Below are 26680 nucleotides of genomic sequence, written 5' to 3'. Positions count from 1 at the left end.
CGTCCCATGCCTGACATCAACGGCACCGGACGGCGCTGACGCACAGCAGCCGCGTGGGTGACCTGCTGCGACGCCCCCGTGATTCGTGATCACGGGGGCGTTGTCCGTGGTGCTTGACGGTGATCGTCCTTTGTCGGGCCGCCGGGTGGGCAGGGTCCCAGGGGGCGGGGATCGGGGCGGGGTCGGCTTCGCGAGGTCGCTGGCCGCTTCGGGTGGACGCTCAGCGTGGTCCTGTTGCTCGTCGTCCTCGCAGCACTCGTCCTCGATGCCGCCGCGAGTCTCCTTGCTCTCTTGCCTGTGCTGCTGGGCGGCATCGACCACTGACGCGGGCGTGGGCCAGGTCGGGCGGGTTCGGGCCGGGTTTTGCTCAGTGCTTGCCGAGGTCTGCCAGTGCCTCGTCGGTCAGGCGGTACACCGTCCACTCGTCCTGCGGGACGGCGCCCAGGGACTGGTAGAAGCCGATCGCGGGCTCGTTCCAGTTCAGGACGGACCACTCCAGGCGCTGGTAGCCGCGCTCGACGCACAGGCGGGCCAGTTCGGTGAGGAGGGCCTTGCCGTGGCCGGCGCCGCGGGCGGTGGGGCGGACGTAGAGGTCTTCCAGGTAGATGCCGTGGGTGCCGCGCCAGGTGGAGAAGTTCAGGAACCACAGGGCGAAGCCGGCCGGCTCGCCGGTCTCGTCGTCGACGGCGATGTGGGCGTGGGCGGCGGGGTGGTCGCCGAAGAGGGCCGCGTGGAGCTGGGCCTCGGTCGCCCTGGCCTCGTGCGGGGCCCTCTCGTACTCGGCGAGTTCGCGGATCAGGGTGTGGATGACGGGGACGTCGGCGGGGGTCGCGGTACGGATCATGGGCGGAGGGTAGCCCGCAGACGGTGGGCGATCTCCAGATTTTCCGGGGCCGGCGGGCGGCCCTCCTCCGTGTCCCAGACGGCGTTCTGCAGGACCCTGCCCAGGGTCCAGGCCCCGGCGCGGGCGCGGTCGAGGCCCATCTCGCTGGTCATGGTGTCGAAGCGGGGCAGGATCTCGTCGGCGTCGAAGCGGTTGACCAGGGCCGGGAGCAGTTCGAAGCCGGGGTCGCCGGCCAGCGGCTTGGGGTCGATGGCCAGCCAGGGGGCGCGGTCGGCGGCGAGGACGTTGTCGTAGTGCAGGTCCCAGTGCAGGAGGCGGTCGCCGGGCTCGCCGGCGACCTCGCGTACGGCGGCCGCGCAGTCGGTCAGGAGGCGGCGGACGGGCTCGTAGGGGATACGGGCCACGGCGGGCGGGGTGCGGTCCAGCAGGGTGCGGGTCACCTCGCCGAGGCCGCGCAGGCCGGGGGGCGCCTGCGCGGCGGTGAGGCGGGCCAGCAGCGCGGCGATCACGCGGGCCGCCTCACGGGTGTCGGGGTGGGTGGAGAGGGGGCGGGCGGCGTCCAGGCGTTCCAGCAGCATCGTGCCGGTGGCCGGGTCGTGTGCGAGGAGGCGTACGGCGCCGTCGCCGGACCAGGTGCGCAGGGCGAGCGGCTCACCGGCGGTCTCCTCGTCGGGGAGCTGGAGCTTGAGGACGGCACGGGTGCCGTCGCCGCGTGTGACGGGCAGGACCAGGGCGCAGACGCCGTACCTCGACGGGCCGTCGGGGCTGAGGTCCCAGCGGTCCAGGAAGTCCGCGGCCAGCCGGGGAAGCCGGGCGACGAAGGCGCGGCCCGCCTCCCCGTTGTACAGCGCCTGCGTCTCGGCCAGTTCCTCGGGGACGTCGATCACGGGGCGAGGCTACCCGTGCCGCTCAGCGGGCGGGCAAGAGTGCGGAATCCGAAGGAGACACCGGCCGCCGGGTCGGGTTAACGTCCGCTGCCATGAGCAGCGGTGTGGTCAACGGTGGTGTCTCCTTCTGGTACGCGGACGAGGGCTTTCCGGCGGTGCGGGAGCCGCTCGCCGGGGACGCGTCGGCCGATGTGGTGATCGTCGGCGGCGGGTACACGGGGCTGTGGACGGCGTACTACCTGAAGAAGGCGGCGCCGTTCCTGCGGGTCATGGTGCTGGAGCAGCGGTTCTGCGGCTACGGCGCCTCCGGGCGCAACGGCGGCTGGCTGTACAACGGCATCGCCGGCCTCGACCGGTACGCGAAGCTGCACGGCAAGGAGGCGGCCCAGCGGCTGCAGCGGGCCATGAACGCCACCGTCGGCGAGGTCGTCTCGGTGCTGGCCGCGGAGGGCGTGGACGCCGATGTGCACCAGGGCGGCGTCCTCGAAGTGGCCTGCACTCCCGCCCAGTTGGCACGGTTGAAGGCGTTCCACGAGCACGAGCTGTCGTACGGGGAGAAGGACCGCGAGCTGTACGGCGCCCGCGAGACCGCCGAGCGGATCCGGGTGGCGGGCGCGGTCGGCTCGACGTGGACCCCGCACGGGGCGCGGGTGCATCCGGTGAAGCTGGTCAAGGGGCTGGCGGCGCTGGTGGAGGCGCTCGGGGTGACGATCCACGAGGCGACGCCGGTGACGGAGATCCGGCCCAAGCACGCGGTGACGCCGTACGGCACCGTCCGCGCGCCCTATGTCCTGCGCTGCACGGAGGGGTTCACCGCGTCCCTGAAGGGCCAGCGGCGGACCTGGCTGCCGATGAACTCCTCGATGGTGGTCACCGAACCGCTGACCGAGGAGCAGTGGGAGTCCGTGGGCTGGGCGGGCCGCGAGACCCTCGGCGACATGGCGCACGCCTATATGTACGCACAGCGCACCGCCGACGGGCGGATCGCGCTGGGCGGGCGCGGAGTGCCGTACCGCTTCGGATCGCGGACCGACAACGACGGCCGTACCCAGGAGGCGACCGTGGAGGCGCTGCGGGAGATCCTGGTGCGCTTCTTCCCCTCCCTCGCCGGGGTGCGGATCGCGCACGCCTGGTCGGGTGTGCTCGGTGTGCCGCGCGACTGGTGCGCGACGGTGACCCTGGACCGGTCGACGGGGCTCGGCTGGGCGGGCGGCTACGTGGGTTCCGGTGTCGCCACCGCGAACCTCGCGGCGCGGACCCTGCGGGACCTGGTGCAGCAGGACTCCGGGCAGGGCGGGCGCACCGAGCTGACCGATCTGCCGTGGGTCGGGCACAAGGTGCGCAAGTGGGAGCCGGAGCCGTTGCGCTGGCTCGGGGTGCAGGGCCTGTACGCCGCGTACCGCACGGCGGACCGGCGGGAGACCGCGACCCACAGCACGGGCTCGTCCCGGTGGGCGCGGGTGGCGGACCGGATCTCGGGGCGGCATTGAGGAGGGGGCGGGCTGAGGGGCCGTGGGTTGAGGGGCCGTGGGCTGGGGGCGCGGGTCGGCTGAGAGGCGCGGGGCGGGATGAGGGGATGTGGGTTGGGGGCCGTGGGCTGAGGGGCGGGGGTCGGGCTGAGGGGCGCGGGGCGGGATGAGGGGCTGTGGGTTGGGGGCCGTGGGCTGAGGGGCGCGGGTCGGCTGAGGGGCGCGAGGCCCGCTGAGGGGCGCGAGGCCCGCTGAGGGGCGCGGGGCGGGCTGAAGGACGCGGGTCGGCCGAGGGCACGTGTGGGGGGCACGGTTTTCCACAAGCCCTGGGTGGTCCACAGCCCCCGAATCTCCTGAGCGTGCTGTCGGACCCGTGTGCGACGATCACCTCATTCACCACTGATCCAGGGGGGATCCCGTGTCCGACGCCGACCTGTGTCCGGCGCCGAGACGCAGACGGGCGGTCGTGTTCCCGGCCGCGTTCGCCGCTGTCGTCTCTTTGCTCGCTTCACTGCTGGCCCTCACCGGCGCGCGCCCAGCCGTCGCGGCGGAGGCGGCCGAGTGCGCGCCGCTCGCCCTCGCGCCGTTCGGCGATCCGGGGGACGCCGTGGGCGAGGTGACCGTCCCGGCGCGGGACAGCGCCTGCTTCACGGTGACGGCACCTCAGCCGGGCCTGTACCTGGTGTCGCTGACGGACAGCCGGCACAACACCTACCCGTACCTGTACGCCGCGGACGGCACCCAGCTGGACTGCCACGACGAGAGGTCCGGCCAGAGCGGCTGGTGCCAGGTGCCCGAGGCGGGCTCCTACACCCTCTCCCTCGTCAACGACGACTGGGTGGACCCGGCGCAGGTTCGGGTCACCGTCGTCCCGCTCGGCTCGGCCACGCCGGGATGCCATGAGGCGGTCGGCACCCGCTGGGACCAGCCGACGGTGAGCCGGACGTCGGTGAGTCCGCTGGCGGTCGGCTGCCAGGCGTTCGACGCCGAGCCGGGCCGGCGGGTCCTGCTCGGCGAGGGCACACGGGTCTACGGCGAGACGCTCGCCTGGATCACCGACGCGAGCGGCGCCTGGATCTGCCCGCGCGCGGCGGACGACGAGGACACCTTCAGCTGCGTCCTGCCCGGCGAGGGCCCCTACCGGGTGCTGTCCCAGGTGCGGTACGCCGAGAACGGCTTCCCCGCCGAATACGCCGTCAAGGTGCGCCCGCTGACCGACCCGCAGGGCTGCCGCACCGCCGCCGTGCGTCCGTACGGGCCGCTCCAGGGGCTGGACTTCCGGGACAACCCCTGCTTCACCTTCACCGTCGGCAGCGCGGGCGCTCATCTCGTGCACGCCGTCGGGGAGGAATCCGCTCACCCCGTCCGGGTGTTCGACGCGGCCGGGAAGATCGCCTGCCGGGAGGTCGACCCCTGCCGTCTGACGGCCGCCGGCACATACACGGCGATCCTTGAGGGCACCTACCCGTTCCGTACCGGCGCCGACGACCTGGTCGTTCTGGACCGCGCCTCCGACGCGGGCTGTGTTCCCGCCGGGGCGGGCGTGCACCGGGGCGAGCTGCGCACGGTCGGCCAGTACGACTGCCTGACCCTGGACGCGCCGCAGGGCGCCCGGATCGCCGCGCTCATCCCGCTGTCCTCCTCCGGCGCGGACGCCGACGTGGAGGTCCTGGACCGTGCGGGCACCCCGCAGTGCGACGCCTCGCGGCTCGCGGGCGGTGACTGCGCGCTGACGGGCACGGCCCCCTACCGAGCGCTGGTGCACGCCGACAGCGACGGGCGGGGCGCGACGGGCCCGTACGCGATCGCCTTCCACCGCACCGACGTGGCGCAGGACTGCCCGGTGCTGCCGGCCGGCTCCTTCGCCGCCGACGGCGCGAAGGCCACGCTGACCACCGGCGACGGTGTCTTCTCGCACTGCCTGAGCATCCCGGCCGGCGCGCACACGGACGCCGAGGTCCTCCAGCTGATCGCCACCGCCGGAGGGGTGTCGGCGCAGTTCTCGGTGCTGGACACCGACGGCACGAAGGTGTGCGAGGTCTATCCCACGACGCACGGCTGGACGCTGTGCCGGCTGACGCCGGGCAAGGCCCACACCGTGCTGTTCACCGGCCGGGACGCGCCCGCCACGTACACCCTGGCCCGGCGTGACGTGACCGCGAGCGCCGCCTCGGCGGGCTGCGCCAGGACCACGGCGGCCAAGGTGGGCGGCCCGTCCGTGGCCGGCTCCTACGGCGCGCCCGGCACCCTGAACTGCCACCAGGTCACCACCGCGGCGGCCGACGATGTCCTGCACATCGATGTCCGGGACCCGCTGGGCACCGCGAACAGCATGGTGTTGGGCGGTGACGGCACCGTGGAGTGCTCGTTCCGCAACCGCTCCTGCGCGGCCACCGGTTCCACCACCCACCAGGTGCTGGTGCAGACGCCGGCCCGGCTGTCGGCCGCGCCCGCGTACCGCCTGGACGCGCTGCGCGTCGCGACCGCGAGCGGTCCGGCGCCGGAGTGCACACGGGTGCCGTCCGTCGCCTACGGGTACGGCCCGGTCACGGGCACGCTCGACGAGTCGCGGACCGCGGTGTGCGCGGTGCTGCCGACGGCCGCCTACGACTCCTTCGAGGCGAGGATCACCGACACCACGGGGGCGACGGCCACGGCGGTGCCCGCGCTGTACTCCAGCTCGTGGAACGACGGTTGTGCGCTGTACATCCCGAGCGGTTACCGGTGTTCGGCGTCCGGCCCGGCTTCCTCGCTGTTCGTGCTGGGGCTGCCGGAGAAGGCGTCCCGTACCGCCTACCGCGCCGAACTGGTCTGTACGTCCGCCCCGTGCGGCCCGGACAACGTGAACGTCACCGGCCTCAGCCCCACCACGGGCGCCTCCGGCAACAAGGTCAAGGTCACGGTGACCGGCACCGCGCTGCCCTCGGACGCCAGGGTGCGGCTGTACCGCGGCGGCAGAACCGTGACCGCCACGGCGGACTCCGTGTCGGCGGACCGCCGTACGCTCACCGCGACCCTGGACCTGACGGGCGCCGAGGTCGGGGCCTGGAGCGTGAGCGTGTTCGCGGGCTGCTGCGAGTTCTCGCGGGGCACCTTCACCGTCACCGAGCCCCAGCTGCGGAACACGGTGGCTCCCAAGGTGACCGGCACGGTCGAGGTGGGCGCCCGGGTGACGGCGGCGCCGGGCAGCTGGTCGGCGACCCCGACGTCGTACACGTACCAGTGGAAGGCGGACGGCCGGGCGATAGCCGGGGCGACGGCGAAGACGTACGCCGTCCCGGCGGGACTGCTCGGGAAGAAGCTCAGCGTGACCGTCACCGCGGTCAAGAGCGGCTGGCAGAGCGGCACGGCGACCTCGGCCGCGGTGACCGTGGCCAAGGGGGACGCCCCCAGGGCGACCACACTGCCGGTGATCACCGGGACGCCGAAGGTGGGGCAGACCCTGCGGGCGTCGAAGGGCACATGGAGCCCGGCGCCGACGTCGTACGCGTACCAGTGGTACGCGAGCGGCAGGGCGATCAGCGGGGCCACGAGGTCCTCGCTGGTGCTGACGTCGGCCCAGCGGGGCAAGACCATCACCGTGAAGGTGATCGCCCGCCGTACGGGGCACAAGGACGGGTCGGCGCTGAGCAGGGCGACGGCTGTCGTGAGGTGAGCCGTCACGGCTGACGGAAGAGGGTGGCCCGGGGTCCCGGTGCCGCCCTCTTTCCTTCCCTCGGCCCGCTGTCGTCACCGTGCCTCACGGCTCCAGGACGACCTTTCCGATCGTGCCGCGGTTCTCCAGGGCGCGGTGGGCGGCGGCGGCCTGGGCGAGGGGGAAGCGGTGGACGGCCGGGCGGAGGCGGCCGGCGGCGGCTTCGGCGAGGGCGCGCAGTTCGAGGGTGCGGACGGGGTGGGGGCCGCCGACCCGGTCGAGCATCACCGCGCCGAGGACCTGCTGGGAGACCCCGTCGACGAGGTGGGGCTCGCCCTCGCCGGTGCCCTCGGCGGACCAGCCGAAGACGAGGTGCTTGCCGCCGGGGCCGAGCAGGGCGACGGTCTCGCGGGCCACGTCGCCGCCGACGCCGTCGAGGACGAGGGTCGCGGTGCGGCCGCCGAGCCAGGCGCGGACCTTGCCGGGCCAGTCGGGGTCCGTGTAGTCGACGGCGAGGGCGGCGCCGTTGTCCCGTACTTGGGCGGCCTTCTCCGGGCCGCCGGCCAGGCCGATCACGGTGGCGCCCGCGTGGACGGCGTACTGCACGAGCAGGGTGCCGATGCCGCCGGCCGCCGCCGGTACGACGACCACCGAGCCGGGCCCGAGGTCGGCGAACTGCAGGATGCCCATCGCGGTGCGGCCGGTGCCGATCAGGGCGACGGCCTCGGCGAAGTCGAGGCCGGCCGGGATCTCGTGGAGGCGTTCGACGTCGGTGACGGCCAGCTCGGCGTACCCTCCGGGCACGAAGCCCAGGTGGGCGACCACGCGCTTGCCCCGCCACAGGTCCGCGACGCCCTCGCCGAGCGAGTCGACCTCGCCCGCCACCTCGCGGCCGGGGATCGTGGGCAGCTCGGTGGGGGCGGGGGCCGGGCCCTGCAGCCCCTGGCGCAGGGTGGTGTCCAGCAGGTGGACGCCGGCGGCCCGGACGCGGATACGGACCTGGCCGGGGCCGGGGTGCGGGTCCTCGACCTCCTCGTAGGTCAGGTTCTCGGCCGGGCCGAAGGCGTGCAGGCGGATGGCGTGCATGGGTCCCCCAGAGGTGGTGTCCGTTCGTCACGGCCCACGATTCATCCTCAAGCGTGCTTGAGGTCAAGGGAGTTCCGGCCCAGCAGCAGCGACACCGCGGTCAGGGCGCTGTTGAAGGACACCTCGGACAGCACACCGGGCGCGGCCACCTGGTCGCCGACGAGGTACACGCCGTCGCCCCGGTCCACCGCGGGCCGGTCCCGCCAGCTGGTGCCGGGCAGGTCGACGGCGCCGGTACGGCCCTGCGCCATCGCCTCGCGCCGCCAGGTCACGCGCTCGCGCCAGCCGGGGAAGCCGAGGTCGAGCAGTTCCTCGGCGCGGGCCACGCCGTCGGCGCGCGGGGCGCCGGGTGCGAGGGGGATCTGGCCCTGGATCAGCTGTTCGCCGGCCGGGGCGAGGGTGCGGTCCTGTGCCGTGAACCGCTCGATCCAGCCCGGCGCGTCCAGGTCGGACACGGCGAAGGCGTCTCCGCGCCGGGTGCGTACCGCGAGGTCGATCAGCGCGGTGCGGCCGCTCGGCCAGGTCAGCGAGTCGTCGCGGAGCAACTGCCGCGCGGAGTCCAGGGAGGTCGCCACGACGACCGGTGTGTCGGTGGGCAGGATGTCGACGCGGGACAGGGTCTCCATCCGCACGCCCAGGTTCCAGGCGCGGGCGGCCATGCGGTCGATGACGCCGGCCCAGCCGCCGCGCGGGTAGTGCGCCTCCGGCGGCAGCTTGGTGGCCCGGCGCAGCCGTTCCTGCACGAACGCGGCCGACAGCGAGCCGGGGTCGTGGTGGAACAGGGCCACGGCCGAGTAGTGGGCGGCGGCCCGCGCGGCCTCCTCGCCCGCCTCACGGGTCGCCCAGGTCAGGAAGTCCAGGTCCACGGGCGCCCGTGCGGCGCTGCGGCGCAGCAGCTTGAGCATGGCGAACGGCGGGGTGCGGCGCAGCACTCCGTGGTGGCGCAGCCGCAGCCGGGCCGCCTCCAGCGGCGGCAGGGGCGCGAGCGGTCCGATCAGATCGCGCCGGCGCAGCCAGGACCAGTGCGGGCCGCCGCTGTACAGGGCGTGCGGACCCTCGTTGGTGCGGTAGGGGCCCTCGGCCGTGCGGGCCCGTCCGCCGAGGGTGTGGTGCGCCTCGTACAGGGTGACCCTGGCGCCCGCCTCGGCGGCGGTGATGGCGGCGGTGAGTCCGGCGAAACCTCCGCCGACGACGGTGATGCGATGCATGGCTGGGGGGCTCCTCTGCTCGGTTCGGCCGACACCGTTACGACGGGACGAGGCACCCGAAATGTGACAACGGGCCGTCGGCGAGGGCGTTCTCGCAGGTCGGGGCGATTGTCAGTGGTGGGGTGCACGATGGGGTCATGGCGAGCGGACGGCACGCGGGCGTCGGGGCGAAGGGGGGTGCGGGTGTGCGGGGGAGCACCGGGGCGAAGGGGGGTTCGGGCATGCGGAGGAGCACCGGGGTGAAGGCGGCGCGGCGGCCGGAGCTGCGGTTGCCCGCGCTGGAGCGGTGGCCGGGCGGCGCGCTGGAGCCCGACGGGGACTACGACGGGCTGGAGCTGCGGGAGGTGGAGCTGTCGGGCCAGGACGGGGCGGGCGCCCGCTTCATGGACTGCGCGCTGACGGGGTGCGTGCTGGACGGGACGCGGCTGCACCACGCCCGCTTCCTGGACTCGGTCCTCACCGAGGTGCGGGGTGTCGGCACCGACCTGGCGGAGGCGACGCTGCGGGACGTCGAGCTGGTGGGCGCCCGGCTGGGGGGTGCGCAGCTGCACGGGGCGGTCCTGGAGCGGGTCGTGGTGCGCGGCGGCAAGCTCGATGTCCTCAACTTCCGCGCGGCACGGCTCACAGACGTCGTCTTCGACGGCTGCGTCCTGGTCGAGCCGGACTTCGGCGGGGCCCGGCTGGAGCGCGTGGAGTTCGTCGACTGCGCCCTGAAGGAGGCCGACCTGACCTCGGCGACCCTGCGGGACGTGGATCTGCGCGGGGCCGCTCCGCTGGAGATCGCCCGAGGGGCGGACCGGCTGGCGGGGGCGGTGATCAGCACCGGGCAGCTGCTGGACCTGGCCCCGGTGCTGGCGGCGGAGCTGGGGGTGCGGGTGGAGGGGTGAGGGCAGGCCCGGAGTTCAGGAGACGCGGGGGAAGCGTGCCTGCAGGGTCCAGATCGCCGGGTTCTCGGCCAGGTCCTCGTGCAGGTCGACCAGGTCGGCGATCAGGTCGTGCAGGAAGTCCCGTGCCTCACGGCGCAGCTCGGTGTGGGAGAAGGTCAGCGGCGCCTCCTCGGCCGGCATCCAGTCGGCCTCGATGTCCACCCAGCCGAACCGTCGCTCGAAGAGCATCCGGTCGGTCGACTCGGTGAAGTCCAGCTCCGCGTACTGGGGCCGGGAGGCGCGGGATCCGGCGGGGTCCTGGTCGAGCCGCTCGACGATGTCGCACAGGGCCCACGCGAAGTCGAGCACCGGCACCCATCCCCAGGCTGTGGACAGCTCCCGGTCCGCCTCGGTGTCGGCGAGGTAGACGTCGCCGCAGAACAGGTCGTGGCGCAGGGCGTAGGTGTCCGCGCGCCGGTAGTCCGTCTGCGGCGGGTCCGGGAAGCGGTTGGAGAGGGCGTAGCCGATGTCGAGCACGTAGGTGATGGTGTCACGGGCAGCAGGGGGCGGCCGTCCGCGGGCCGGGCGTCAGGGGGCAGGGCGGCGACGGTCCGGGGGCGGGCGTCAGGGGGGGCAGGGCGGCGGTGGTCCGCGGGCCGGGCGTCATGGGGTAGGGCGGCGGTGGTCCGCGGGCCGGGTGGTGCGGACCGCCTTAGGATCATGGACGTGTCCCGATTCGCGCCTGTTGTCCCCTTCCCGGCCTCCTCCGCCTTCCGTGCCTTCCCCGCCGTCGCCGCCGTGACCGTCACCGCGTCCCTCGTGCTGGGGCTCGCCGCGTGCGGGGGCGGGGTGCGGGGCACGCCGGGCGGATCGGGGGTGCGCGACCCGTACTTCCCGAAGGCGGGCAACGGCGGCTACGACGTCACCCGCTACGCCCTGGACCTCGCCTACGACCCCGGGCGCCGCCGACTCACCGGCACGACGGTGGTCTCCGCCCGCGCCACGCGGGACCTGTCGGCGTTCGACCTGGATCTGATGGGGCTGAGGGTCCACGAGGTCACCGTCGACGGCGAACCGGCCCGCTTCAACCGCGCGGGACAGGAGCTGACCGTCCGCCCGCGCCAGGAGCTGCCCGTCGGCGGCACCTTCGAGGTCACCGTCCGCTACGCCGGCCGGCCCGAGACCGTCACCGACCCGGACGGCTCACGGGAGGGCTGGCTGCCCACCGCGGACGGCGCGCTCGCGCTGGGCCAGCCGGTGGGGTCGGCGGCGTGGTTCCCGGGCAACCACCACCCCTCGGACAAGGCGTCCTACACGATCACGGTCACCGTGCCGCGCGGCCTGACGGCCGTGTCCAACGGCGAGCTGGTGCGGGAACAGGTGCGGGGGGACCGTACGACGTATGTGTGGCGCTGCGCCGAGCCGATGGCGAGCTATCTCGCCACCGTCGCGATCGGCCGCTACGACATCAGCCGGACCCGGACGACGGACGGGCTGCCGGTGTACACGGCTGTGGACCCGGTCGTGGCGGCGGCCAGCCGGTCGGTGCTCGCGCGGCTGCCCGAGGTGATGGCCTGGGCCGAGAAGAGGTTCGGGCCGTACCCGTTCTCCTCGACCGGGGCGATCGTCGAGCGGGACGGGGATGCCGGCTATGCCCTGGAGACGCAGAACCGGCCGGTCTTCCCCGGCGCGCCGAGCGTCCCGCTGCTGGTCCACGAGCTCGCGCACCAGTGGTACGGGAACTCCGTGAGCCCGCGGACCTGGCGGGACATGTGGCTGAACGAGGGCTTCGCGACATACGCGGAGTGGCTGTGGGCGGAGGATCACGGCGGCGAGAGCGCGCAGCACAGGTTCGAGCGGCTGTACGCGCGGGGCGAGGCCCTCTACCCCGACCTGTGGGCCTTCCCGCCGGCGCGCCCGGACAGCGCGGCCACCATCTCCGGCACCCCGGTCTACCAGCGCGGTGCGATGGTCCTGCACAAGCTGCGGCAGCGGCTCGGCGACGACACCTTCGGGGCGCTGCTGCGCGGCTGGGCCGCCGCCCACCGGCACGGCAACGCGGACACGGCGGACTTCACGGCGTACGTGGAGCGGCTGGCGCCGAAGGCGGACCTGGGGGACGTCTGGGAGGTGTGGCTGTACGGAGACGGAAGGCCGGGCCGCCCGTAGGAGACGAACGACCCGGCCTCACATCCCCGCTGAGACAGATCAGTTGACGTTGACGGCCTTCCAGGCCGCCGCGACCGCGTTGTACTCGGCGCTGTTCGCGCCGTACAGGTCACGGGCCGCGTTCAGGGTGCCGGTGCGGGCGCCCGCGTAGTCGGTGGAGGAGGTGAAGTAGGTGGTCAGGGCCTTGTACCAGATCTGGTATGCCTTGTCGCGGCCGATGCCGGTGACCGTGGAGCCGTCGTAGGTGGGGGAGTTGTAGCTGACGCCGTTGACGGTCCTGGCGCCGCTGCCCTCGGACAGCAGGAAGAAGAAGTGGTTGGCCGGGCCGGAGGAGTAGTGCACGTCCAGGCGGCCGAGGTCGCGGGACCAGTAGTCGGCGGAACGGCCGTCGCGGCTGGGCTTGTCCATGTAGCGCAGCGGGGTGCCGTTGCCGCGGATGTCGATCTTCTCGCCGATGAGGTAGTCGCCGGCGTCGGAGGAGTTGTTCGCGAAGAACTCCACCGAGGTGCCCAGGATGTCGGAGGTGGCCTCGTTCAGCCCGCCGGACTCACGGCTGTAGCGCAGGCCGGCCGTGGCGGAGGTCAGACCGTGGGTCATCTCGTGGCCGGCCACGTCGAGGGAGGTGAGCGGCTTGAGGTTGTTCGCGCCGTCGCCGTACGTCATGCAGAAGCACTGGTCGGACCAGAAGGCGTTGACGTAGGCGTTGCCGTAGTGGACGCGGGAGTAGGCGGCGACGCCGTCGTTGCGGATGCCGTTGCGGTTGAAGGCGCTCTTGTAGAAGTCCCAGGTCATCTGGGCGCCGTAGGCGGCGTCGACGGCGGCGGTCTGGCGGTTGCCGGGGGTGCCGTCGCCCCAGACGTCGTCGGCGTCCTGGAAGAGGGTGCCGGTGCCGGAGGTGCCGCCGTTCAGGTCGTACGTCCGGTGGCCGCCGCGGGCCGCGTCGGTGAGGGTGTAGCCGCCGGAGGCGGCGGTGGTGCCGAGGGTGACGGAGCCGCTGTACTGGCCGGTTCCGGTGCCGGTCTCGATGGCCTCGAAGGAGTGCAGCCGCTTGCCGGTGGCGGCGTCGGTGATGATGTGCAGCTCGCTCGGGGTGCCGTCGTGCTGGAGGCCCTTGACGACGGTCTCGTAGGCGAGGACGGGCTTGGTGCCGGCGGCCCAGACGACCTTGCGCGGGGCGGCGGCGGTGGGCTTGGCGGACTCGGCGTGCTCGTGCCCGGCGTGCGCTGCCTCGGCGGCGGCGAGCGCCGACTTCTTCACCGCGGCGGCCGGTATCGCGGCGTCGGTGGACGCCACGGCTATCCGGGCCTTGGTGGCCTTGGTGACACCCTTGAGGGCGCCGCCCTTCGTCTCGTGCGTGATCAGGTCGCCGCCGAGGACGGGCAGACCGGCGTAGGTGCGCTCGTAGCGGGTGTGGACCGTGCCGTCGGCGTCCTTGACGACATCGCGGACGACGAGCTTCTCCTGGGCGCCGAGCCCGAGTTCACGGGCGGTGGCCGGGGCCGCGTCCTGGGCGGAGGCGATGGCGGCGGCGCGCGCGGAGGGGCTCAGCTTGACGGCCGCGGCGCCGGGCGCGGGCTCGGGGGCGGCCGCGGTGGCGGCTGCGCCCTGCGTCGCGAGTACGACCATCGCGGCCGAGCCGATCAGGGCGGCGGCGCGCAGGACGGTCGTACGGGGAGTGCGGGACTGCGATGTCACTCGGTCTCCTTGATCACCGGCCTCTGGGGCGAGGCACAGGACTGTGGACTGCGCCTCTTGGGGTGAGGCACAGGTGGGGCACAGATTGCGGCGAGTGAGGAGAGGGTGGCACCGAGAGGCCCCTGTTTGACAGACCGCCGTCAAGACTTTACGTGTTCGTATCCGAAACCCGTGGCCGAAACTCCGCTATGCGGACATACGGAATCTCCCGATCCGCCTACAGTCGGCGGCACTTGAGGCAGCGCTAGCCGTTGGTCCGGTCCAAGTCGTCCAGCAGCCGGGCCAGTTCCGGCGGCCACACCGGTTCGGCCTCCTCGGCGAGTTCGGCGCGGGACCACCAGCGCCAGGTGAGGATCCCGTCCTCGGCGTGGGCCGCCGCCAGGTGCGGCCCGGTGGGCTCCCGGCGGGGGCCGCGGGCGACGTAGATGTGCTCGTGCTGGCGGACCGGGCCGACCGCGTGCGTGAAGTCGTGCTCCCACGTGGTCAGCAGCGCACCCGGCACCAGATCGGTCCAGCCGGTCTCCTCGCGCAGCTCGCGCAGGGCACCCTCGCGCGGCGACTCACCGGGCTCAAGTCCGCCTCCCGGACACGCCCAGTGGACGCCCACCTCCACGTTGTCGTACCGGAACAGGAACACCGCGCCCTCCGGGTCCAGCACCGCGACGCGGGCCGCACGGCGGGGGAGGCGCAGAGGCTTGCGCAGCACCGCGCAGGGGCGGCCCCCTTGCCGGTCCTCGCGGTGGTCGATCACCTCGTAGCCGAGGGCGGTCCAGAAGGCGAGGCCCCGCGGGTTGTTCTCCAGGACGGCGAGCTTCACGGCGCTGCGCCCGGCCGCGCGGAAGCGGTCCTCGACGAGGGCGGCGAACCGGCTGCCGTAACCCTGCCGGCTCAGGCCCGCGTCGACCATCAGCAGCCCGATCCACGGGTCCGGGTCCGCCGGGTCCGGGTGGTGCGCCAGGGTGATCGCGACGCCCACGAGGCGCCCCTGAGCGCGCGCCAGCAGCACCTCGGCGCCCGGCTGGGCCAGTTCGCCGGCGAGCGCGGCGGCCACCTGCTCGGGGCGGATGCCGTCCGGGTCGGGGAAGTCACCGGTGAGGGCGTGGAAGTCGCGCTGCGAGGCGTACAGGGCGGTGAGTTCGGTCAGCAGGGGCCCGGGGATGTCCTGACCGGGCGGAACGTCCAGCCGCTCGATGATCATGCCGGGCACGTTACCCCTCGGGGGCCACCGCATCCGGCGACACCGGCCACCCATAGGGAGAACCCCCGGTCGGGACCGGGGGTTCCGTACGACTGCCCTGCGCGAGGTCCGTCAGACGTTCACGCCGAAGTCCTGCGCGATGCCCGCCAGGCCCGAGGCGTAACCCTGGCCGACGGCGCGGAACTTCCACTCGGCGCCGTTGCGGTACAGCTCGCCGAAGACCATGGCCGTCTCCGTGGCCGCGTCCTCCGACAGGTCGTAGCGCGCGATCTCGGCGCCGCCGGCCTGGTTGATGATGCGGATGTAGGCGTTGCGGACCTGGCCGAAGTTCTGCGAGCGGGACTCCGCGTCGTAGATGGAGACCGGGAAGACGATCTTGTCGACGTCGGCCGGGAGGGCGGCCAGGTTGACGTTGATCGCCTCGTCGTCGCCCGCGCCCTCGCCGGTGCGGTTGTCACCGGTGTGGACGATGGTGTTGTCCGGGGTCTGCTTGTTGTTGAAGAAGACGAAGTGGGCGTCGGAGTAGACCTTGCCCTGCGGGTTGACCGCGATCGCCGAGGCGTCGAGGTCGAAGTCCGTGCCGGTGGTGGTGCGGACGTCCCAGCCGAGGCCCACGGTGACGGCGGTCAGGCCCGGAGCTTCCTTGGTGAGCGAGACGTTGCCGCCCTTGGACAGGCTTACAGCCATTGTTGGGAGTCCCTTCCCTCGTTGCGTACGACGAACCTACAGCTACCCCAATGAACGTCGAGGGAGGTGCCATAGGTTCCAGGTGTCTTTACTTTCTTTACCGGACCCCGCCCCCGGAGATATTCGAGTGACGTGAACGCGGCGGAAACGGGAACATGGTCGGCATGTCCGGTCCCCATGTCATCCGCGGCTCCGTCTCGCTGCCCGAGGCCGAGCTCATGTGGCGTTTCTCGCGCTCCTCGGGCCCGGGCGGGCAACACGTCAACACCACCGACTCCCAGGTGGAACTCCGGTTCGACATCGCCGCCAGCACAGCGCTGCCGGAGGTGTGGAAGCAGCGGGCACTGGAACGGCTCGCCGGGCGGCTCGTCGACGGGGTCGTCACCGTACGGGCCTCCGAGCACCGGTCCCAGTGGCGCAACCGCGAGGCCGCGGCCGTGCGGCTCGCCGCGCTGCTGGCCGAGGCGACCGCACCGCCGCCGAAACCTCGCCGGCCCACCCGGATTCCGCGCGGCATCAACGAGCGGCGCCTTCGCGAGAAGAAGGCTCGCGCCGAGACCAAACGGGGGCGCTCCGCGCGGGGCTGGCAGTAACGGCGGCGCCCCTCTCGCCGGCTGCCCCCTGGGCTCCCCTCCGCCACCCGTCTCCGGTCGGCCAAGAGGCTGGGCTCACCCTCTCCGGTCGTTCGCCGTTGGCGGCTTTCCCGCCGTTTCGGGGGCGTTTTCCCACCCACGCGCCGCCCGTTTCCAGTGGGCCAGGAGGCTGGGGTCTCCTTCTGTGGTTGTTCGCCGTTGGCGGCTTTCCCGCCGTTCGGGGGTGTTTCCCCGCCCACGCGCCGCCCGTTTCCAGTGGGCCAGGAGGCTGGGGTCTCCTTCTGTGGCTGTTCGCCGTTGGCGGCTTTCCCGCCGTTCGGGGGTGTTTCCCCGCCCACGCGCCACCCGTTTCCAGTCGGCCAGGAGGCTGGGGTCTCCTTCTGTGGCTGTTCGCCGTTGGCGGCTTTCCCGCCGTTCGGGGGTGTTTCCCCGCCCACGCGCCACCCGTTTCCAGTCGGCCAGGAGGCTGGGGTCTCCTTCTCCGGTTGCTCGCCGTTGGCGGCTTTCCGCCGTCCCACCCGCGGGCCCCTGCCACCCCCCACCGAAAGCCGCCCGACGGCGGGAGTGGGGCGTGGGGGTGCGGTGCAGCCCGGCGCTTACGCAGTCACCAGCAGACAGCAACGCACCGACCTGCCGAGCCCCGGACCCGCGCCGGGCTCACCGCACCCCCACGCCCCCGACCCACCCACCGGCCCCGGCGCACGGCCCCGGCGCACGGCCCCCGCCGGAGGCGCAACGGTCACCCCAGCTGCCGGTACCGCCCCCGGAAGTACGTCAGCGGCCCCCCGTCCGCACTCGGCACGCGCGCGGTCAGCACCCGCCCCACGACCAGCGTGTGGTCCCCCGCGCTCACCCGCTGCTCGGTGCGGCACTCCAGGGTGGCAAGGGCACCCCCGACCAGCGGCGCACCGGTCGCCTCCCCGCGCGTGTAGGGAATGTCGGCGAACAGCAGCCGGTCACTCACCCGCCCCTTCATCGCGAACCGCCCGGCGATGTGCCGCTGGCTCTCGGAGAGCACCGACACCGCCCACAACGGCTGCTCGGCGAGCAGATCGTCCATACGGGACCCCTCGCGCAGACTGACCAGCACCAGCGGCGGATCCAGCGACACCGACATGAACGCGGTGGCCGTCATGCCGACGTCCTCGCCCGCCGGCGCCGCCGGATCGTCCGGATCCAGCGGCGGCTCCGTGGCGGTCACCAGGACCACGCCCGCGGCCAGCCGCGACATGGCGGCGCGGAACTCGTCGTTGCTCACCCCCACAGGATGCCCGGCGGCGGGCACGGACTGGGCGGGCAGCGTGACGGGAGGATGGTTCAGCACACGAGAAACGCTAGTCTGCGCGACACGGCATCCGCATCGGCCGTCGGTCCGAGCGCGGACCTAGGACTCCCGGCGGAGTCCGACGCCTCTCGGGTGTCTCGACCCGATTCGCGTCGGGGGAACAGACAGGGAAAACGCGGAAACCTCACTCAATTGTTCACGTTAGCCTGTGACTTGAGTCACAAGGGCGACTAATTGTTGACCCTGTGTACCGAGTGGGCAGCGCGCTGTGATTCAGTGGCGTGGAAGATGCAATGGGCACCACCCTGAAATGGCGCCGAGGACAACCCTTGATTCGCTGCGAGGTCTCGGGGGGAGGGCGAGCATGGAAACCGAGTCGGAGCCCTACGTCCGTCTGGCGTCCCTGCGGCAGCTGCACCAGGTCATGGCCGACATGAACACCGCCCGCAGCCTCGCCGACACCCTGCAGACCGTCGCCGACGGCGTCGTCACCGCCCTCGGCTACGAACTCGCCTGCGTCAACCTGGTCCGCCCCGACGGCGACCTCGTCGTCGCCGCCTTCTCCGGCAACCCGGCCGCCGAGGCCCTGATCACCGGCCGGGTCGGCTCCCGCGAGTCCTGGGAGCGCCGGCTGAACATGGGCGAGGCGTGGGGCGACCTGATCTTCATACCGCACACCGAGGGCTGGATCCTCGACGACGACGACGTCCCCCAGTGGTTCACCGAGGGCCCCGCCCCCCGCTTCGAGGACGAGTGGCACCCCGCCGACCGCCTCTTCGCGCCGATGTACGCGCCCGGCGGCCAGGGCGGCCCGCACGGCGAACTGCTCGGCGTGCTGTCCGTGGACCGCCCGCGCAACGGCCGCCGCCCCGGCGCCTGGGGCCGCGAGGCCCTGCAGATGTACGCGTTCCAGGCCGCCATCGCGATCAGCAACGCCCGCCTCAGGTCCAACATGCAGCGCGCCCTGGTCCGCCTCGAACGCGAGCAGCAGGCCCTGCGGGCAAGCGAGGAATCCTTCCGGCAGGCATTCGAGTACGCCCCCTCCGGCATGGCCATCGCCGAGATGGGCGGCGACCAGCACGGCCGCATCCTGCGCACCAACGACGCCCTGTGCCGGCTGCTGGGCCGCCCCGCCGCCGCGATGCGCCGCTACTCCTTCTCCGACCTGGTCCACCCCGAGGACATAGGCACCCTGCTCAGGACCTCCGCCGAGGGCGGCCGCGCGGAACTCAGACTGGGCCGCCGCGACGGTACGTACGTCTGGGTGAGCCTGCGCAACAGCGTCGTCGCCGACGCCGCCGACGGCCCCCGCTTCCTGCTCACCCACGTCGAGGACATAGAGGAGCGCAAGCGCCGCGAGCTCCAGCTCGCCCACCGCGCCTCCCACGACTCCCTCACCGGCCTGCCGAACTCCGCCGAACTGCGCGCCCGCCTGTCCGCGCGGCTCTGCCAGCGCCCGCAGTCCGGCCACCCCGGCGAGCTGGAGTCGGTCGACGCCGCCTACGGGCACGCCGTCTACGACACCGGCAGCCACGGCTTCGACTTCCGGCCGGGCGCCGACCCGTACGACGCCTACGACCACCATGTGCACACCGTCGCCCCCGTCGGCGAGCACGACGACGGCACCAAGGGGCTCGCGGTGCTCTTCTGCGACCTCGACGGCTTCAAGTCGATCAACGACCGGTTCGGGCACAACGCGGGCGACGCGGTGCTCATCGAGGTCGCCCGGCGCCTGTCGGGCGGGGTGCGCGACGGTGACACCGTGGCCCGGCTCGGCGGCGACGAGTTCGTGATCCTCGCCGACGGCCTCGGCCGGGCCGACGCCCAGGACCTCGCCGTCCGGCTGCGCAACGAGATCATCCAGCCGATCCGCGCCGAGGGGCGGGCCGTCCGCGTGGGCGCCAGCTTCGGCATCGGCTGGGCGCACTGCGGGATGACCGCGGACGAAGTGCTCAAGTCCGCGGACGAGCGGATGTACGTCGAGAAACGATCTCGTCCCAAACAGCACAGACGTGCGGGATGAACCGCAGGTCAGAGGGTTGATGCGGCCTGAGTCACCCGTTTGGGGGCGTGGAAGCGGGTAGGCTCGCCTCTCTGAAACCCGTACCGCATCTGCCCCGCACCTGTTGAGGAGACCAAGGGATGACGCCCGGCAACAACGGCGCGAGCACGCCCGAGGACGACGACCCGTTCGGCTATCTGTACGCCGACGGTCAGGCCAACGGCGCCCAGCCGCCCTCCGGCGGCTACGGCTACCCGAACTCCGTGAGCCGGGTGCGGACGGTCGGTGAACGCCAGTACGGCCAGCAGCCGGGCGCCACCTACGGCCAGCAGATCCCGCAGCAGGCCGCCTACGGTCAGCAGCAGGCCGCCTACGGCCGCCCGAACCCGCACTACGCGGCACCCGAGACGCTGCCCGGCGGCGGCGCCCCGACGGCCCCGCAGCAGTCGTACGCCAGCGGCGGCGGCCGGGGCCGCGGCCCCAACACCAAGGGCCTCCTGATCGGCGCCCTCGCCGTCGTCGCCGCCGTCGTCATCGGCATCGGCGTCGCCATCGTCAGCGGCGAGGACGACAAGGGCGACAAGACGCAGAACCAGGCCGGCCCCGCCCCCACGGCCACGGAGAGCAAGGACCCGAGCCCGACGGCCAGCTCCAGCGCCGAGGAGCCGATGGAGGCCAAGGAGATCGACGCCAAGGCGCTGCGGCTGTCCCCGGGCGTGGGCCTGGCCACCGACGTCCCCGGCGCCCAGTCCGACGGCGGCGTGTACGTCACCGGCCTGAACCAGCCGGGCGCGTCCGTGACCTGGACGGTCGACGGCATCCCGAAGGAAGGCGTCTACACCCTCTTCGCGGACTACAGCACGGCCGGCGAGGACCAGTCGATGACGCTCACCGTCAACGGCAAGCCCTTCGGCACCAAGCTGAGCATGAAGAACTACGCCCATGCCGCCGACGGCGACTTCGCCAAGGGCTGGACCTACACCTACGCCTATCCGACGCTGACCAAGGGCACCAACACCCTCACCGTCTCCTGCGGGGACGGCGACAAGTGCAACGTCCTGCTGGACCGGCTGAGGATCAAGGAAGGCCAGGTCAAGGAGTAGGCAGGGCCTAGGCCGCGCTGGCCTCCGTCGTCACCGCGACGCGGGCCAGCAGTTCCTCGTAGGCCGTGGGGTCGAACTCGCCCGCCGTCGGCGCGAGGACCGTCGCCGCGGACAGGGCGGCCGCGCGGGCCAGGCGGTCCGGCCAGGGGAGGTTTTCCACCAGGCCCGACAGCAGGCCCGCGACCGCCGAGTCGCCGGCGCCCGTCGGGTTGCCGCGGACATGGGCGGGCGGGGCGGCCCTCCAGTGGCCCTCGGAGGTGACGGCGAGCAGGCCCCGCGCGCCCAGCGAGGCGACCACCGCCCGCGCCCCGCGCCGGCGGGCGTCCTGGGTGGCCCGCAGCGGCTCGTGGGAGCCGGTCAGCTCGGCCAGTTCGTCGGCGTTCGGCTTGATCAGGTCCGGGCGGGCGGCCACGCCCCGGCGCAGCGCCTCTCCGCTGGTGTCCAGCAGCACCGGCACACCCGCCGCCCGCGCGGTCCGCACCAGTCCCGCGTACGCCCCCACCGGGACCCCCGGCGGCAGGCTGCCGCACAGCGCCACCACCGACGCCGACGCGAGCAGACGTCCGTAGGCGTCCTGGAAGGCGGCCCACTCGGCCGGGGTCACCGGCGGGCCGGGTTCGTTGAGCTGGGTGGTGTCGCCGGTGGTCTCGTCGACGACGGCGATCGTGCGGCGGGTCGCCCCGCCGACCGGCACCAGCGCGTCGACCACCCCCGGCGTCGCCCCGAGCCGCTCCCGGAGCGCACGGCCCGTGCCGCCGCCCGCGAAGCCGGTGACCGTCACCCGGTGGCCGAGCGCGGCGAGCACCCGTGCCACGTTGATCCCCTTGCCGCCGGGCCGCTCCACGACCTCGGAGACCCGGTGGGAGGAGTGCGGCCGCAGGGACCGCACGCGGTAGGTGATGTCGAGAGCGGTGTTCAGTGTGACCGTGAGGATCACCTGGCCCGACCTCCCCCGAGAACGCTGGCTGACTGACTGTCCGAGGGTCCCGATCATGCCAAAGAGACGGCGACCGGCCCAGCCCAGGACCGGCCACCGTCTCCCCGCCGATGGCGGATTCAGCCCAGTCGGGGATCGACCACCCATTCCCCCCGCCGCATGACGCCCTTGACGTCGAAGCCGGCGTCCAGCACCACCAGGTCGGCGTACTTGCCGGGCTCCAGGGAGCCCACGGAGTCCCACAGGCCCAGCAGCCGCGCCGGGTTGGCGGACAGCGCGGCGACCACGTCGGCGACCGGCAGCCGGTCGATCGTCACCGCCCGCTTGAACGCGCGGTCCAGCGTCAGCGTGGACCCGGCGATCGAACCGCCCTCCACCAGCCGCGCCACCCCGTCCGCGACCTCGACCTCCAGCGGGCCCAGCATGTAGCGGCCGTCGCCGAAACCGGCCGCGTCCATCGCGTCGGTGATGAACGCGACCCGGTCCGCGCCCGCGTGACGGAACGCCAGCTCCAGGGCGGCCGGGTGCAGATGCGTCCCGTCGTTGATCAGCTCGACGGTGACCCGCTCGTCCTCCAGCAGGGCGGCGATCGGGCCGGGCGCGCGGTGGCCGAGCGCCGGCATCGCGTTGAACAGGTGGGTGGCGACCGTCGCGCCCGCCTCGATCGCCTCGACCGTCTGCTCGTAGGTGGCGTCCGTGTGGCCGACCGCCGCGATCACGCCGTGCTCGGCGAGCAGGCGTACGGAGTCGATGCCGCCCGGCAGCTCGGTGGCGAGGGTGACCATCTTGGCGTGCCCGCGCGCCGCGTCGATCAGCTTGCGCACCTCCGCCGGGTCCGGGTCGCGCAGCAGCTCCTCGGAGTGCGCGCCCTTGCGGCAGGGGGAGATGAACGGGCCCTCGAAGTGGATGCCGGCGATGTCGCCCTGTTCGGCGAGTTCGGAGAGGAGGCCGGCGCGGTGGGTGAGGAAGTCCATGTCGCCGGTGACGGTGGAGGCGACGAGGGTGGTGGTGCCGTGCAGGCGGTGGGTGTGGATGCCCTTGACCACGTCGTCCGCCGTGCCCGAGGTGAACGAGGCGCCACCGCCGCCGTGGTTGTGGATGTCGACGAATCCTGGGACCAGGTAGTGGCCGGTTACGTCGATGACCTGGGCGTTCTCCGGGGAGGTGCGCGCGATGCGGGTGCCGTCGACGATCAGCTGGCCGTTCTCGACGGGTCCTGTGGGGAGGACGACCGTCGCGCCGGTGAGCACCAGGGGGGTCTTCGCCGTTGCGGGGTGCGGGTGGTCCGTGGTTGCTCGCGCCCGCGCGGCGGCAGCCGCACATTCCATAGGGCCCCGCGCCCCTGAGGGGGTTGCCATTAGGGCGTTTCCTCCTTGCCGTCGTTGTTGTCCAGGAGATCCCAGGCCAGGAGGCCCGCGCCCAGGCAGCCGGCCGTGTCGCCCAGGGCCGCCGGGACGATGCTCGGCAGCTTCTGGAAGGTGACGCGCTCCCTCACCGCGTCGCGCAGCGGTGAGAACAAGGTTTCCCCCGCCTCGGCGAGACCGCCACCGATGATCAGCGTGCGGGGGTCCAGCAGGGTGAGGGCGGTGACCAGGCCGTCGGCGAGCGCGTCGACGGCCTCGCCCCAGACCCGTACGGCGTTCGGGTCGCCGGACACGACGGCCCGCGCACAGTCGGCGGCGTCCGCCGCGGGATCGCCGCAGGCGCCAGCCCATGCCTCGCTGACCGCGGACGCGGACGCGTACCGCTCCAGGCAGCCGCGCTGACCGCACGGGCAGGGGGTGCCCCCGTGCCGTACGACGATGTGGCCGATCTCGCCCGCGAAGCCGTGGGCGCCCGCCTCCACCCGGCCGTCCAGACCGATCGCGCCGGCGATGCCGGTGCCCAGCGGCACGAACAGGAAGCGGTCGGCGCCGCGGCCCGCCCCGACGCGGCCCTCGGCGAGACCGCCGGTGCGCACGTCGTGGCCGAGGGCGACCGGTATGCCGCCGAGCCGCTTGGCCATCAGTTCGCGCAGGGGTACGTCGCGCCAGCCGAGGTTGGCGGCGTAGGCGGCGACGCCGAGTGCCTCGTCGACGATGCCGGGGACCGCGACCCCGGCCGCGCTCGCCGGTTCGCCGAAGTGCTGCTCGCCGTATGCCTGGAGCTCGGCGGCGAAGTCGAGGATGCCGTCGACGACCGCGTCCGGGCCGCGCTCGCGCCCGGTGGCCCGGCGTGCCTGGTGCAGCAGCTCGCCGTTCGCCCCGGCCAGGGCGGCCTTCATCCCGGTGCCGCCCACATCGAGGGCGATGACATGTCTCACGGGGGACAGTGTGGACCGAGGACCCGCAAGAGGTCTAGTCCACTTACGTGGTGTAGACCATACTTCGGATAGCGGACGCTCAGGGGAGCGTCCCACGGAACTCAGGGCAGGGGCTCGGTAGTGCAGCGGCGTAGGACGGCAATGGTCGCGGTGGTCTCCGCGCTGGGGATGACGGCGGTGCTCGGCGGCTGCGGGATCGGCGACGGCTCCGAGGACGTCACCCTGAAGCTGGTCGCCGCCGACTACGGCGACAGCGCGGCCAACAGCTCCAAGAAGTACTGGGACAAGCTGGTCACCGCCTACGAGGCCGAGCACCCCGGCGTGCAGATCGACGTCTCCGTCTACTCCTGGAACGACGTCGACCGCAAGGTCAAGGAGATGGTCGAGGCGGGCGACGCCCCCGACATGGCCCAGATCGGTGCGTACGCCGACTACGCCGCCGACGATCTGCTCCACACCGCCGACGAACTGCTCTCCATCACCACCCAGGCCGACTTCGCCGGGCAGCTCGCCGACGCCGGCAAGATCGACGGACGGCAGTACGGCATGCCGTTCGCCGCGTCCACGCGGCTGCTGTTCTACAACAAGGAGCTCTTCGCCGAGGCCGGGCTCACCCCGCCCACCACCTGGGCCGAGCTGGCCGAGGCCGCCGAGGCGCTGAAGGAGGAGGGCGTGACCTACCCGTACGCCCTGCCGCTCGGGCCCGAGGAGGCGCAGGCCGAGACCATGCAGTGGCTGCTCAGCGGCGGTGGCGGGTACACCGACACGCTCGGCACGTACGGCATCGACTCCGCGCAGAACGTCGACACCTTCACCTGGCTGCGCGACCAGCTGGTCGGCAAGGGCCTGACCGGGCCGGTCGCGCCGGGCGAGCTGAACCGCGCCGACGCGTTCGCCGCGTTCGCCGACGGCAAGGTCGGCATGCTCAACGGACACCCCTCGCTGATGAAGATCGCCGGGAAGAAGGGCGTGAAGTTCGGCATGGTGCCGATGCCCGGCGTCAACGGCGAGAGCAAGTCGACGATGGGGGTCGCCGACTGGATGCTGGCGTTCAAGAAGGACGGGCACCGCGACCAGGTCGGGGAGTTCCTGGACTTCGTCTACAGCGAGAAGAACGTGCTCGACTTCTCCCGCGAGTACGACCTGCTGCCCGTCACCAACTCCGCCTCGGCGGTGATGAGCGCGGACGCCGGGGACCGGCATCTCAAGCCGTTCCTCGACGAGCTGGGGCTCGCCGAGTTCTACCCGGTCGGCAAGACGTCCTGGGCCGCGGTCAGCGCGGCGGTCAAGGCCGAGATCGGGAAGGCGGTCGCGCCCGAGGGCAGCCCGTCGGCCGTCCTGAGCTCCCTGGAGGCCAAGGCGACGCAGGCGGACGCGGAGTCGGCGGACTGAGGCCGCCGGGCAGCTCGGGGCCGCTGTCAGTGGCCGGGGTTACTGTGCGGGCATGGACGTGGAAGGGCTCGGACAGCGGGAGCGGGACATCCTCGCGCTGGAGCGGCGCGGTTTCGCCGGACCCGGCGCGAAGGAGCGGGCGATACGGGAGCAGCTGGGGCTGGCGCCGGTGCGCTACTACCAGCTGCTGAACGCCCTGCTCGACGATCCCCGGGCGCTGGCCCACGACCCGGTGACGGTCAACCGGCTGCGCCGGGTGCGGGAGGCACGGCGGGCCGAGCGCTGACCTGCTCTCGCCGGCCGGGGGCGGTGTGACTCTCGTCCCGCGTCGGTGAGCCGTGCGTGGGGCGGGGGGAGCGTGGATAGGGTCGCGGTATGGGCAGCCATGAGCACGCTTCCAACGAACGTACGGGCGCGGGTACGGACGGCGCCGCTCTGCCGGTCCCCGTCACCCCGGCCGGCCGCGACGGGCTCGACGCGCTTCTGGCCGGGCCGGACCGGGCGGTGATCGCCCTCGACTTCGACGGCACGCTCGCGCCGATCGTGCCGGACCCCGACCAGGCACGCGCCCACGCCGACGCCGTCCCCGCGCTGGCCCGGCTCGCGCCGAGGGTGGCGTCCGTCGCGGTGATCACCGGGCGGCCGCCGGGGGTCGCCGTGCGGTACGGGGGGTTCGCCGGGGTCGCCGGGCTGGAGCACCTGGTCGTGCTCGGGCACTACGGGGCCGAGCGCTGGGACGCGGCGACCGGTCGCGTGAGCGCGCCTGCGCCGCATCCCGGTGTCGCGGCCGTCCGCGCCGAACTGCCGGGGGTCCTCGACTCCGTCGGGGAGTGGCAGGGGACATGGGTCGAGGAGAAGGGGCGCGCGCTCGCCGTCCACACACGCCGGGCGCGTGATCCGCAGGCCGCGTTCGAGGCGCTGCGGGAACCGCTGGGCGCGCTGGCCGCGCGGCACGGGCTGATCGTGGAGCCGGGGCGTCTGGTCCTCGAACTGCGCCCACCGGGCATGGACAAGGGCGTGGCCTTCGCGGAGTACGTCCGTGAGGTGGGCGCCGGGTGTGTCCTCTACGCCGGTGACGACCTGGGTGACCTGCCCGCGTTCGCCGCGGTCGAGAAGCTCCGCTCCGAGGGCGTGCCGGGCCTGCTGGTGTGCAGCGGCAGCGACGAGGTGGCCGAGCTGCGGGAACGGGCGGACGTGGTGGTCGACGGCCCGCAGGGCGTGGTGCGGCTGCTGTCGGCCGTGGCGGCGCGGCTGGGGTGAGGGCGGGGCGCCTTCTCGCCGTTGCCCGGTCTCGCCGTGGGCGACGCGGCACCCAGCCGGCGC

At 73.2% G+C, this 26680-nt stretch carries 22 protein-coding genes; 10 read left to right on the top strand and 12 right to left on the bottom strand.

Going from position 1 to position 26680, the window contains the following annotated elements; translation table 11 throughout:
- Positions 1 to 367: 367 nt before the first annotated feature.
- Together ACSU6M_RS15560 and ACSU6M_RS15555 are read right to left on the bottom strand one after the other, a co-directional pair.
- On the bottom strand, positions 368 to 844 hold the full coding sequence (locus ACSU6M_RS15560) for an N-acetyltransferase family protein (protein WP_437070320.1): 477 nt from the start codon (positions 842 to 844) through the stop codon (positions 368 to 370).
- Positions 841 to 1731 (bottom strand): aminoglycoside phosphotransferase family protein, encoded by an 891-nt coding sequence (locus tag ACSU6M_RS15555; RefSeq protein WP_437070319.1) that lies wholly within the window; start codon positions 1729 to 1731, stop codon positions 841 to 843. The genes ACSU6M_RS15560 and ACSU6M_RS15555 overlap by 4 nt, the downstream gene beginning before the upstream one ends.
- 92 nt (positions 1732 to 1823) lie before the next feature.
- On the opposite strand from ACSU6M_RS15555, the gene ACSU6M_RS15550 reads away from it, so the two are divergent.
- The gene (locus ACSU6M_RS15550) at positions 1824 to 3221 is read left to right on the top strand and encodes an NAD(P)/FAD-dependent oxidoreductase (RefSeq protein ID WP_437070318.1); all 1398 of its coding nucleotides are present in this window, start codon (positions 1824 to 1826) and stop codon (positions 3219 to 3221) included.
- A 397-nt stretch (positions 3222 to 3618) separates the two neighbouring features.
- On the top strand, positions 3619 to 6855 hold the full coding sequence (locus ACSU6M_RS15545; RefSeq protein ID WP_437070317.1) for a Tat pathway signal protein: 3237 nt from the start codon (positions 3619 to 3621) through the stop codon (positions 6853 to 6855).
- Positions 6856 to 6939: 84 nt separating this feature from the next.
- On the opposite strand, the gene ACSU6M_RS15540 is transcribed toward ACSU6M_RS15545, so the two are convergent.
- Complete coding sequence (locus ACSU6M_RS15540; protein WP_437070316.1) at positions 6940 to 7920, bottom strand: zinc-binding dehydrogenase; 981 nt, start codon at positions 7918 to 7920, stop codon at positions 6940 to 6942.
- A gap of 47 nt (positions 7921 to 7967) precedes the next feature.
- Entirely contained in the window at positions 7968 to 9128 is a 1161-nt protein-coding gene (locus tag ACSU6M_RS15535) for an FAD-dependent oxidoreductase (protein ID WP_437070315.1), read from the bottom strand.
- A 221-nt stretch (positions 9129 to 9349) separates the two neighbouring features.
- Here ACSU6M_RS15535 and ACSU6M_RS15530 point away from each other — a divergent pair, with 221 nt between their 5' ends.
- Positions 9350 to 10015, top strand: a complete 666-nt coding sequence (locus ACSU6M_RS15530) for a pentapeptide repeat-containing protein (RefSeq protein WP_437070314.1) — start codon at positions 9350 to 9352, stop codon at positions 10013 to 10015.
- Positions 10016 to 10030: 15 nt separating this feature from the next.
- Here the strand turns inward: ACSU6M_RS15530 and ACSU6M_RS15525 are convergent, their stop codons facing one another.
- Positions 10031 to 10531 (bottom strand): hypothetical protein, encoded by a 501-nt coding sequence (locus ACSU6M_RS15525; protein ID WP_437070313.1) that lies wholly within the window; start codon positions 10529 to 10531, stop codon positions 10031 to 10033.
- A 183-nt stretch (positions 10532 to 10714) separates the two neighbouring features.
- On the opposite strand from ACSU6M_RS15525, the gene ACSU6M_RS15520 reads away from it, so the two are divergent.
- Entirely contained in the window at positions 10715 to 12163 is a 1449-nt protein-coding gene (locus tag ACSU6M_RS15520) for a M1 family metallopeptidase (RefSeq protein WP_437070312.1), read from the top strand.
- A 39-nt stretch (positions 12164 to 12202) separates the two neighbouring features.
- Here the strand turns inward: ACSU6M_RS15520 and ACSU6M_RS15515 are convergent, their stop codons facing one another.
- From ACSU6M_RS15515 to ACSU6M_RS15505, 3 genes are all read right to left on the bottom strand, one after another.
- Positions 12203 to 13858: a M4 family metallopeptidase gene (locus tag ACSU6M_RS15515; protein WP_437070311.1), complete on the bottom strand. Its 1656-nt coding sequence runs from the start codon at positions 13856 to 13858 to the stop codon at positions 12203 to 12205.
- A 244-nt stretch (positions 13859 to 14102) separates the two neighbouring features.
- Entirely contained in the window at positions 14103 to 15056 is a 954-nt protein-coding gene (locus ACSU6M_RS15510) for a GNAT family N-acetyltransferase (protein WP_437070310.1), read from the bottom strand.
- 111 nt (positions 15057 to 15167) lie between these two features.
- Complete coding sequence (locus tag ACSU6M_RS15505) at positions 15168 to 15743, bottom strand: TerD family protein (protein WP_437070309.1); 576 nt, start codon at positions 15741 to 15743, stop codon at positions 15168 to 15170.
- Positions 15744 to 15898: 155 nt separating this feature from the next.
- Between ACSU6M_RS15505 and arfB the strand changes: the two genes are divergently transcribed.
- The gene (gene arfB, locus ACSU6M_RS15500) at positions 15899 to 16336 is read left to right on the top strand and encodes an alternative ribosome rescue aminoacyl-tRNA hydrolase ArfB (RefSeq protein WP_437070308.1); all 438 of its coding nucleotides are present in this window, start codon (positions 15899 to 15901) and stop codon (positions 16334 to 16336) included.
- 739 nt (positions 16337 to 17075) lie between these two features.
- On the opposite strand, the gene ACSU6M_RS15495 is transcribed toward arfB, so the two are convergent.
- Positions 17076 to 17567, bottom strand: coding sequence for a flavin reductase family protein (locus tag ACSU6M_RS15495; protein ID WP_437075162.1), 492 nt, complete (start codon positions 17565 to 17567; stop codon positions 17076 to 17078).
- A gap of 418 nt (positions 17568 to 17985) precedes the next feature.
- Between ACSU6M_RS15495 and cdgB the strand changes: the two genes are divergently transcribed.
- Positions 17986 to 19644 (top strand): diguanylate cyclase CdgB, encoded by a 1659-nt coding sequence (gene cdgB / locus ACSU6M_RS15490; protein ID WP_437070307.1) that lies wholly within the window; start codon positions 17986 to 17988, stop codon positions 19642 to 19644.
- Positions 19645 to 19763: 119 nt separating this feature from the next.
- Positions 19764 to 20726 (top strand): carbohydrate-binding protein, encoded by a 963-nt coding sequence (locus ACSU6M_RS15485; RefSeq protein ID WP_437070306.1) that lies wholly within the window; start codon positions 19764 to 19766, stop codon positions 20724 to 20726.
- 7 nt (positions 20727 to 20733) lie between these two features.
- Here ACSU6M_RS15485 and ACSU6M_RS15480 read toward each other — a convergent pair whose 3' ends face one another.
- From ACSU6M_RS15480 to ACSU6M_RS15470, 3 genes are all read right to left on the bottom strand, one after another.
- Positions 20734 to 21663 (bottom strand): 1-phosphofructokinase family hexose kinase, encoded by a 930-nt coding sequence (locus ACSU6M_RS15480; RefSeq protein ID WP_437070305.1) that lies wholly within the window; start codon positions 21661 to 21663, stop codon positions 20734 to 20736.
- 119 nt (positions 21664 to 21782) lie between these two features.
- Positions 21783 to 23021 carry an N-acetylglucosamine-6-phosphate deacetylase gene (gene nagA, locus ACSU6M_RS15475; RefSeq protein WP_437070304.1) on the bottom strand — a complete coding sequence of 413 codons (1239 nt, stop codon included), beginning with the start codon at positions 23019 to 23021 and terminating at the stop codon, positions 21783 to 21785.
- A complete protein-coding gene (locus ACSU6M_RS15470; protein ID WP_437070303.1) occupies positions 23021 to 23965 on the bottom strand; it encodes an ROK family protein in 945 nt (314 codons plus the stop codon). The genes nagA and ACSU6M_RS15470 overlap by 1 nt, the downstream gene beginning before the upstream one ends.
- Positions 23966 to 24106: 141 nt before the next feature.
- Between ACSU6M_RS15470 and ACSU6M_RS15465 the strand changes: the two genes are divergently transcribed.
- The 3 genes from ACSU6M_RS15465 (at position 24107) to otsB (ending at position 26617) form a co-directional block, all read left to right on the top strand.
- Entirely contained in the window at positions 24107 to 25357 is a 1251-nt protein-coding gene (locus ACSU6M_RS15465; protein ID WP_437070302.1) for an extracellular solute-binding protein, read from the top strand.
- Positions 25358 to 25409: 52 nt separating this feature from the next.
- Entirely contained in the window at positions 25410 to 25643 is a 234-nt protein-coding gene (locus ACSU6M_RS15460) for a DUF3263 domain-containing protein (RefSeq protein ID WP_437070301.1), read from the top strand.
- A gap of 89 nt (positions 25644 to 25732) precedes the next feature.
- Positions 25733 to 26617, top strand: a complete 885-nt coding sequence (otsB, locus tag ACSU6M_RS15455) for a trehalose-phosphatase (RefSeq protein WP_437070300.1) — start codon at positions 25733 to 25735, stop codon at positions 26615 to 26617.
- Positions 26618 to 26680 lie beyond the last annotated feature (63 nt).

It is taken from the genome of Streptomyces sp. enrichment culture, assembly GCF_964272895.1.
In the GTDB taxonomy this organism is placed as follows: Bacteria; Actinomycetota; Actinomycetes; order Streptomycetales; family Streptomycetaceae; genus Streptomyces.
This window is presented reverse-complemented; position numbering and strand designations above follow the sequence as displayed.

Bases quoted from the DNA above. Each gene is read 5' to 3' on its own strand.
- ACSU6M_RS15560 (WP_437070320.1), bottom strand. From the start codon at position 844: ATGATCCGTACCGCGACCCCCGCCGACGTCCCCGTCATCCACACCCTG.
- ACSU6M_RS15550 (WP_437070318.1), top strand. From the start codon at position 1,824: ATGAGCAGCGGTGTGGTCAACGGTGGTGTCTCCTTCTGGTACGCGGAC.
- ACSU6M_RS15540 (WP_437070316.1), bottom strand. From the start codon at position 7,920: ATGCACGCCATCCGCCTGCACGCCTTCGGCCCGGCCGAGAACCTGACC.
- ACSU6M_RS15535 (WP_437070315.1), bottom strand. From the start codon at position 9,128: ATGCATCGCATCACCGTCGTCGGCGGAGGTTTCGCCGGACTCACCGCC.
- ACSU6M_RS15530 (WP_437070314.1), top strand. From the start codon at position 9,350: ATGCGGAGGAGCACCGGGGTGAAGGCGGCGCGGCGGCCGGAGCTGCGG.
- ACSU6M_RS15520 (WP_437070312.1), top strand. From the start codon at position 10,715: ATGGACGTGTCCCGATTCGCGCCTGTTGTCCCCTTCCCGGCCTCCTCC.
- ACSU6M_RS15510 (WP_437070310.1), bottom strand. From the start codon at position 15,056: ATGATCATCGAGCGGCTGGACGTTCCGCCCGGTCAGGACATCCCCGGG.
- ACSU6M_RS15505 (WP_437070309.1), bottom strand. From the start codon at position 15,743: ATGGCTGTAAGCCTGTCCAAGGGCGGCAACGTCTCGCTCACCAAGGAA.
- arfB (WP_437070308.1), top strand. From the start codon at position 15,899: ATGGTCGGCATGTCCGGTCCCCATGTCATCCGCGGCTCCGTCTCGCTG.
- ACSU6M_RS15495 (WP_437075162.1), bottom strand. From the start codon at position 17,567: ATGTCGCGGCTGGCCGCGGGCGTGGTCCTGGTGACCGCCACGGAGCCG.
- cdgB (WP_437070307.1), top strand. From the start codon at position 17,986: ATGGAAACCGAGTCGGAGCCCTACGTCCGTCTGGCGTCCCTGCGGCAG.
- ACSU6M_RS15485 (WP_437070306.1), top strand. From the start codon at position 19,764: ATGACGCCCGGCAACAACGGCGCGAGCACGCCCGAGGACGACGACCCG.
- nagA (WP_437070304.1), bottom strand. From the start codon at position 23,021: ATGGCAACCCCCTCAGGGGCGCGGGGCCCTATGGAATGTGCGGCTGCC.
- ACSU6M_RS15465 (WP_437070302.1), top strand. From the start codon at position 24,107: ATGGTCGCGGTGGTCTCCGCGCTGGGGATGACGGCGGTGCTCGGCGGC.
- ACSU6M_RS15460 (WP_437070301.1), top strand. From the start codon at position 25,410: ATGGACGTGGAAGGGCTCGGACAGCGGGAGCGGGACATCCTCGCGCTG.
- otsB (WP_437070300.1), top strand. From the start codon at position 25,733: ATGGGCAGCCATGAGCACGCTTCCAACGAACGTACGGGCGCGGGTACG.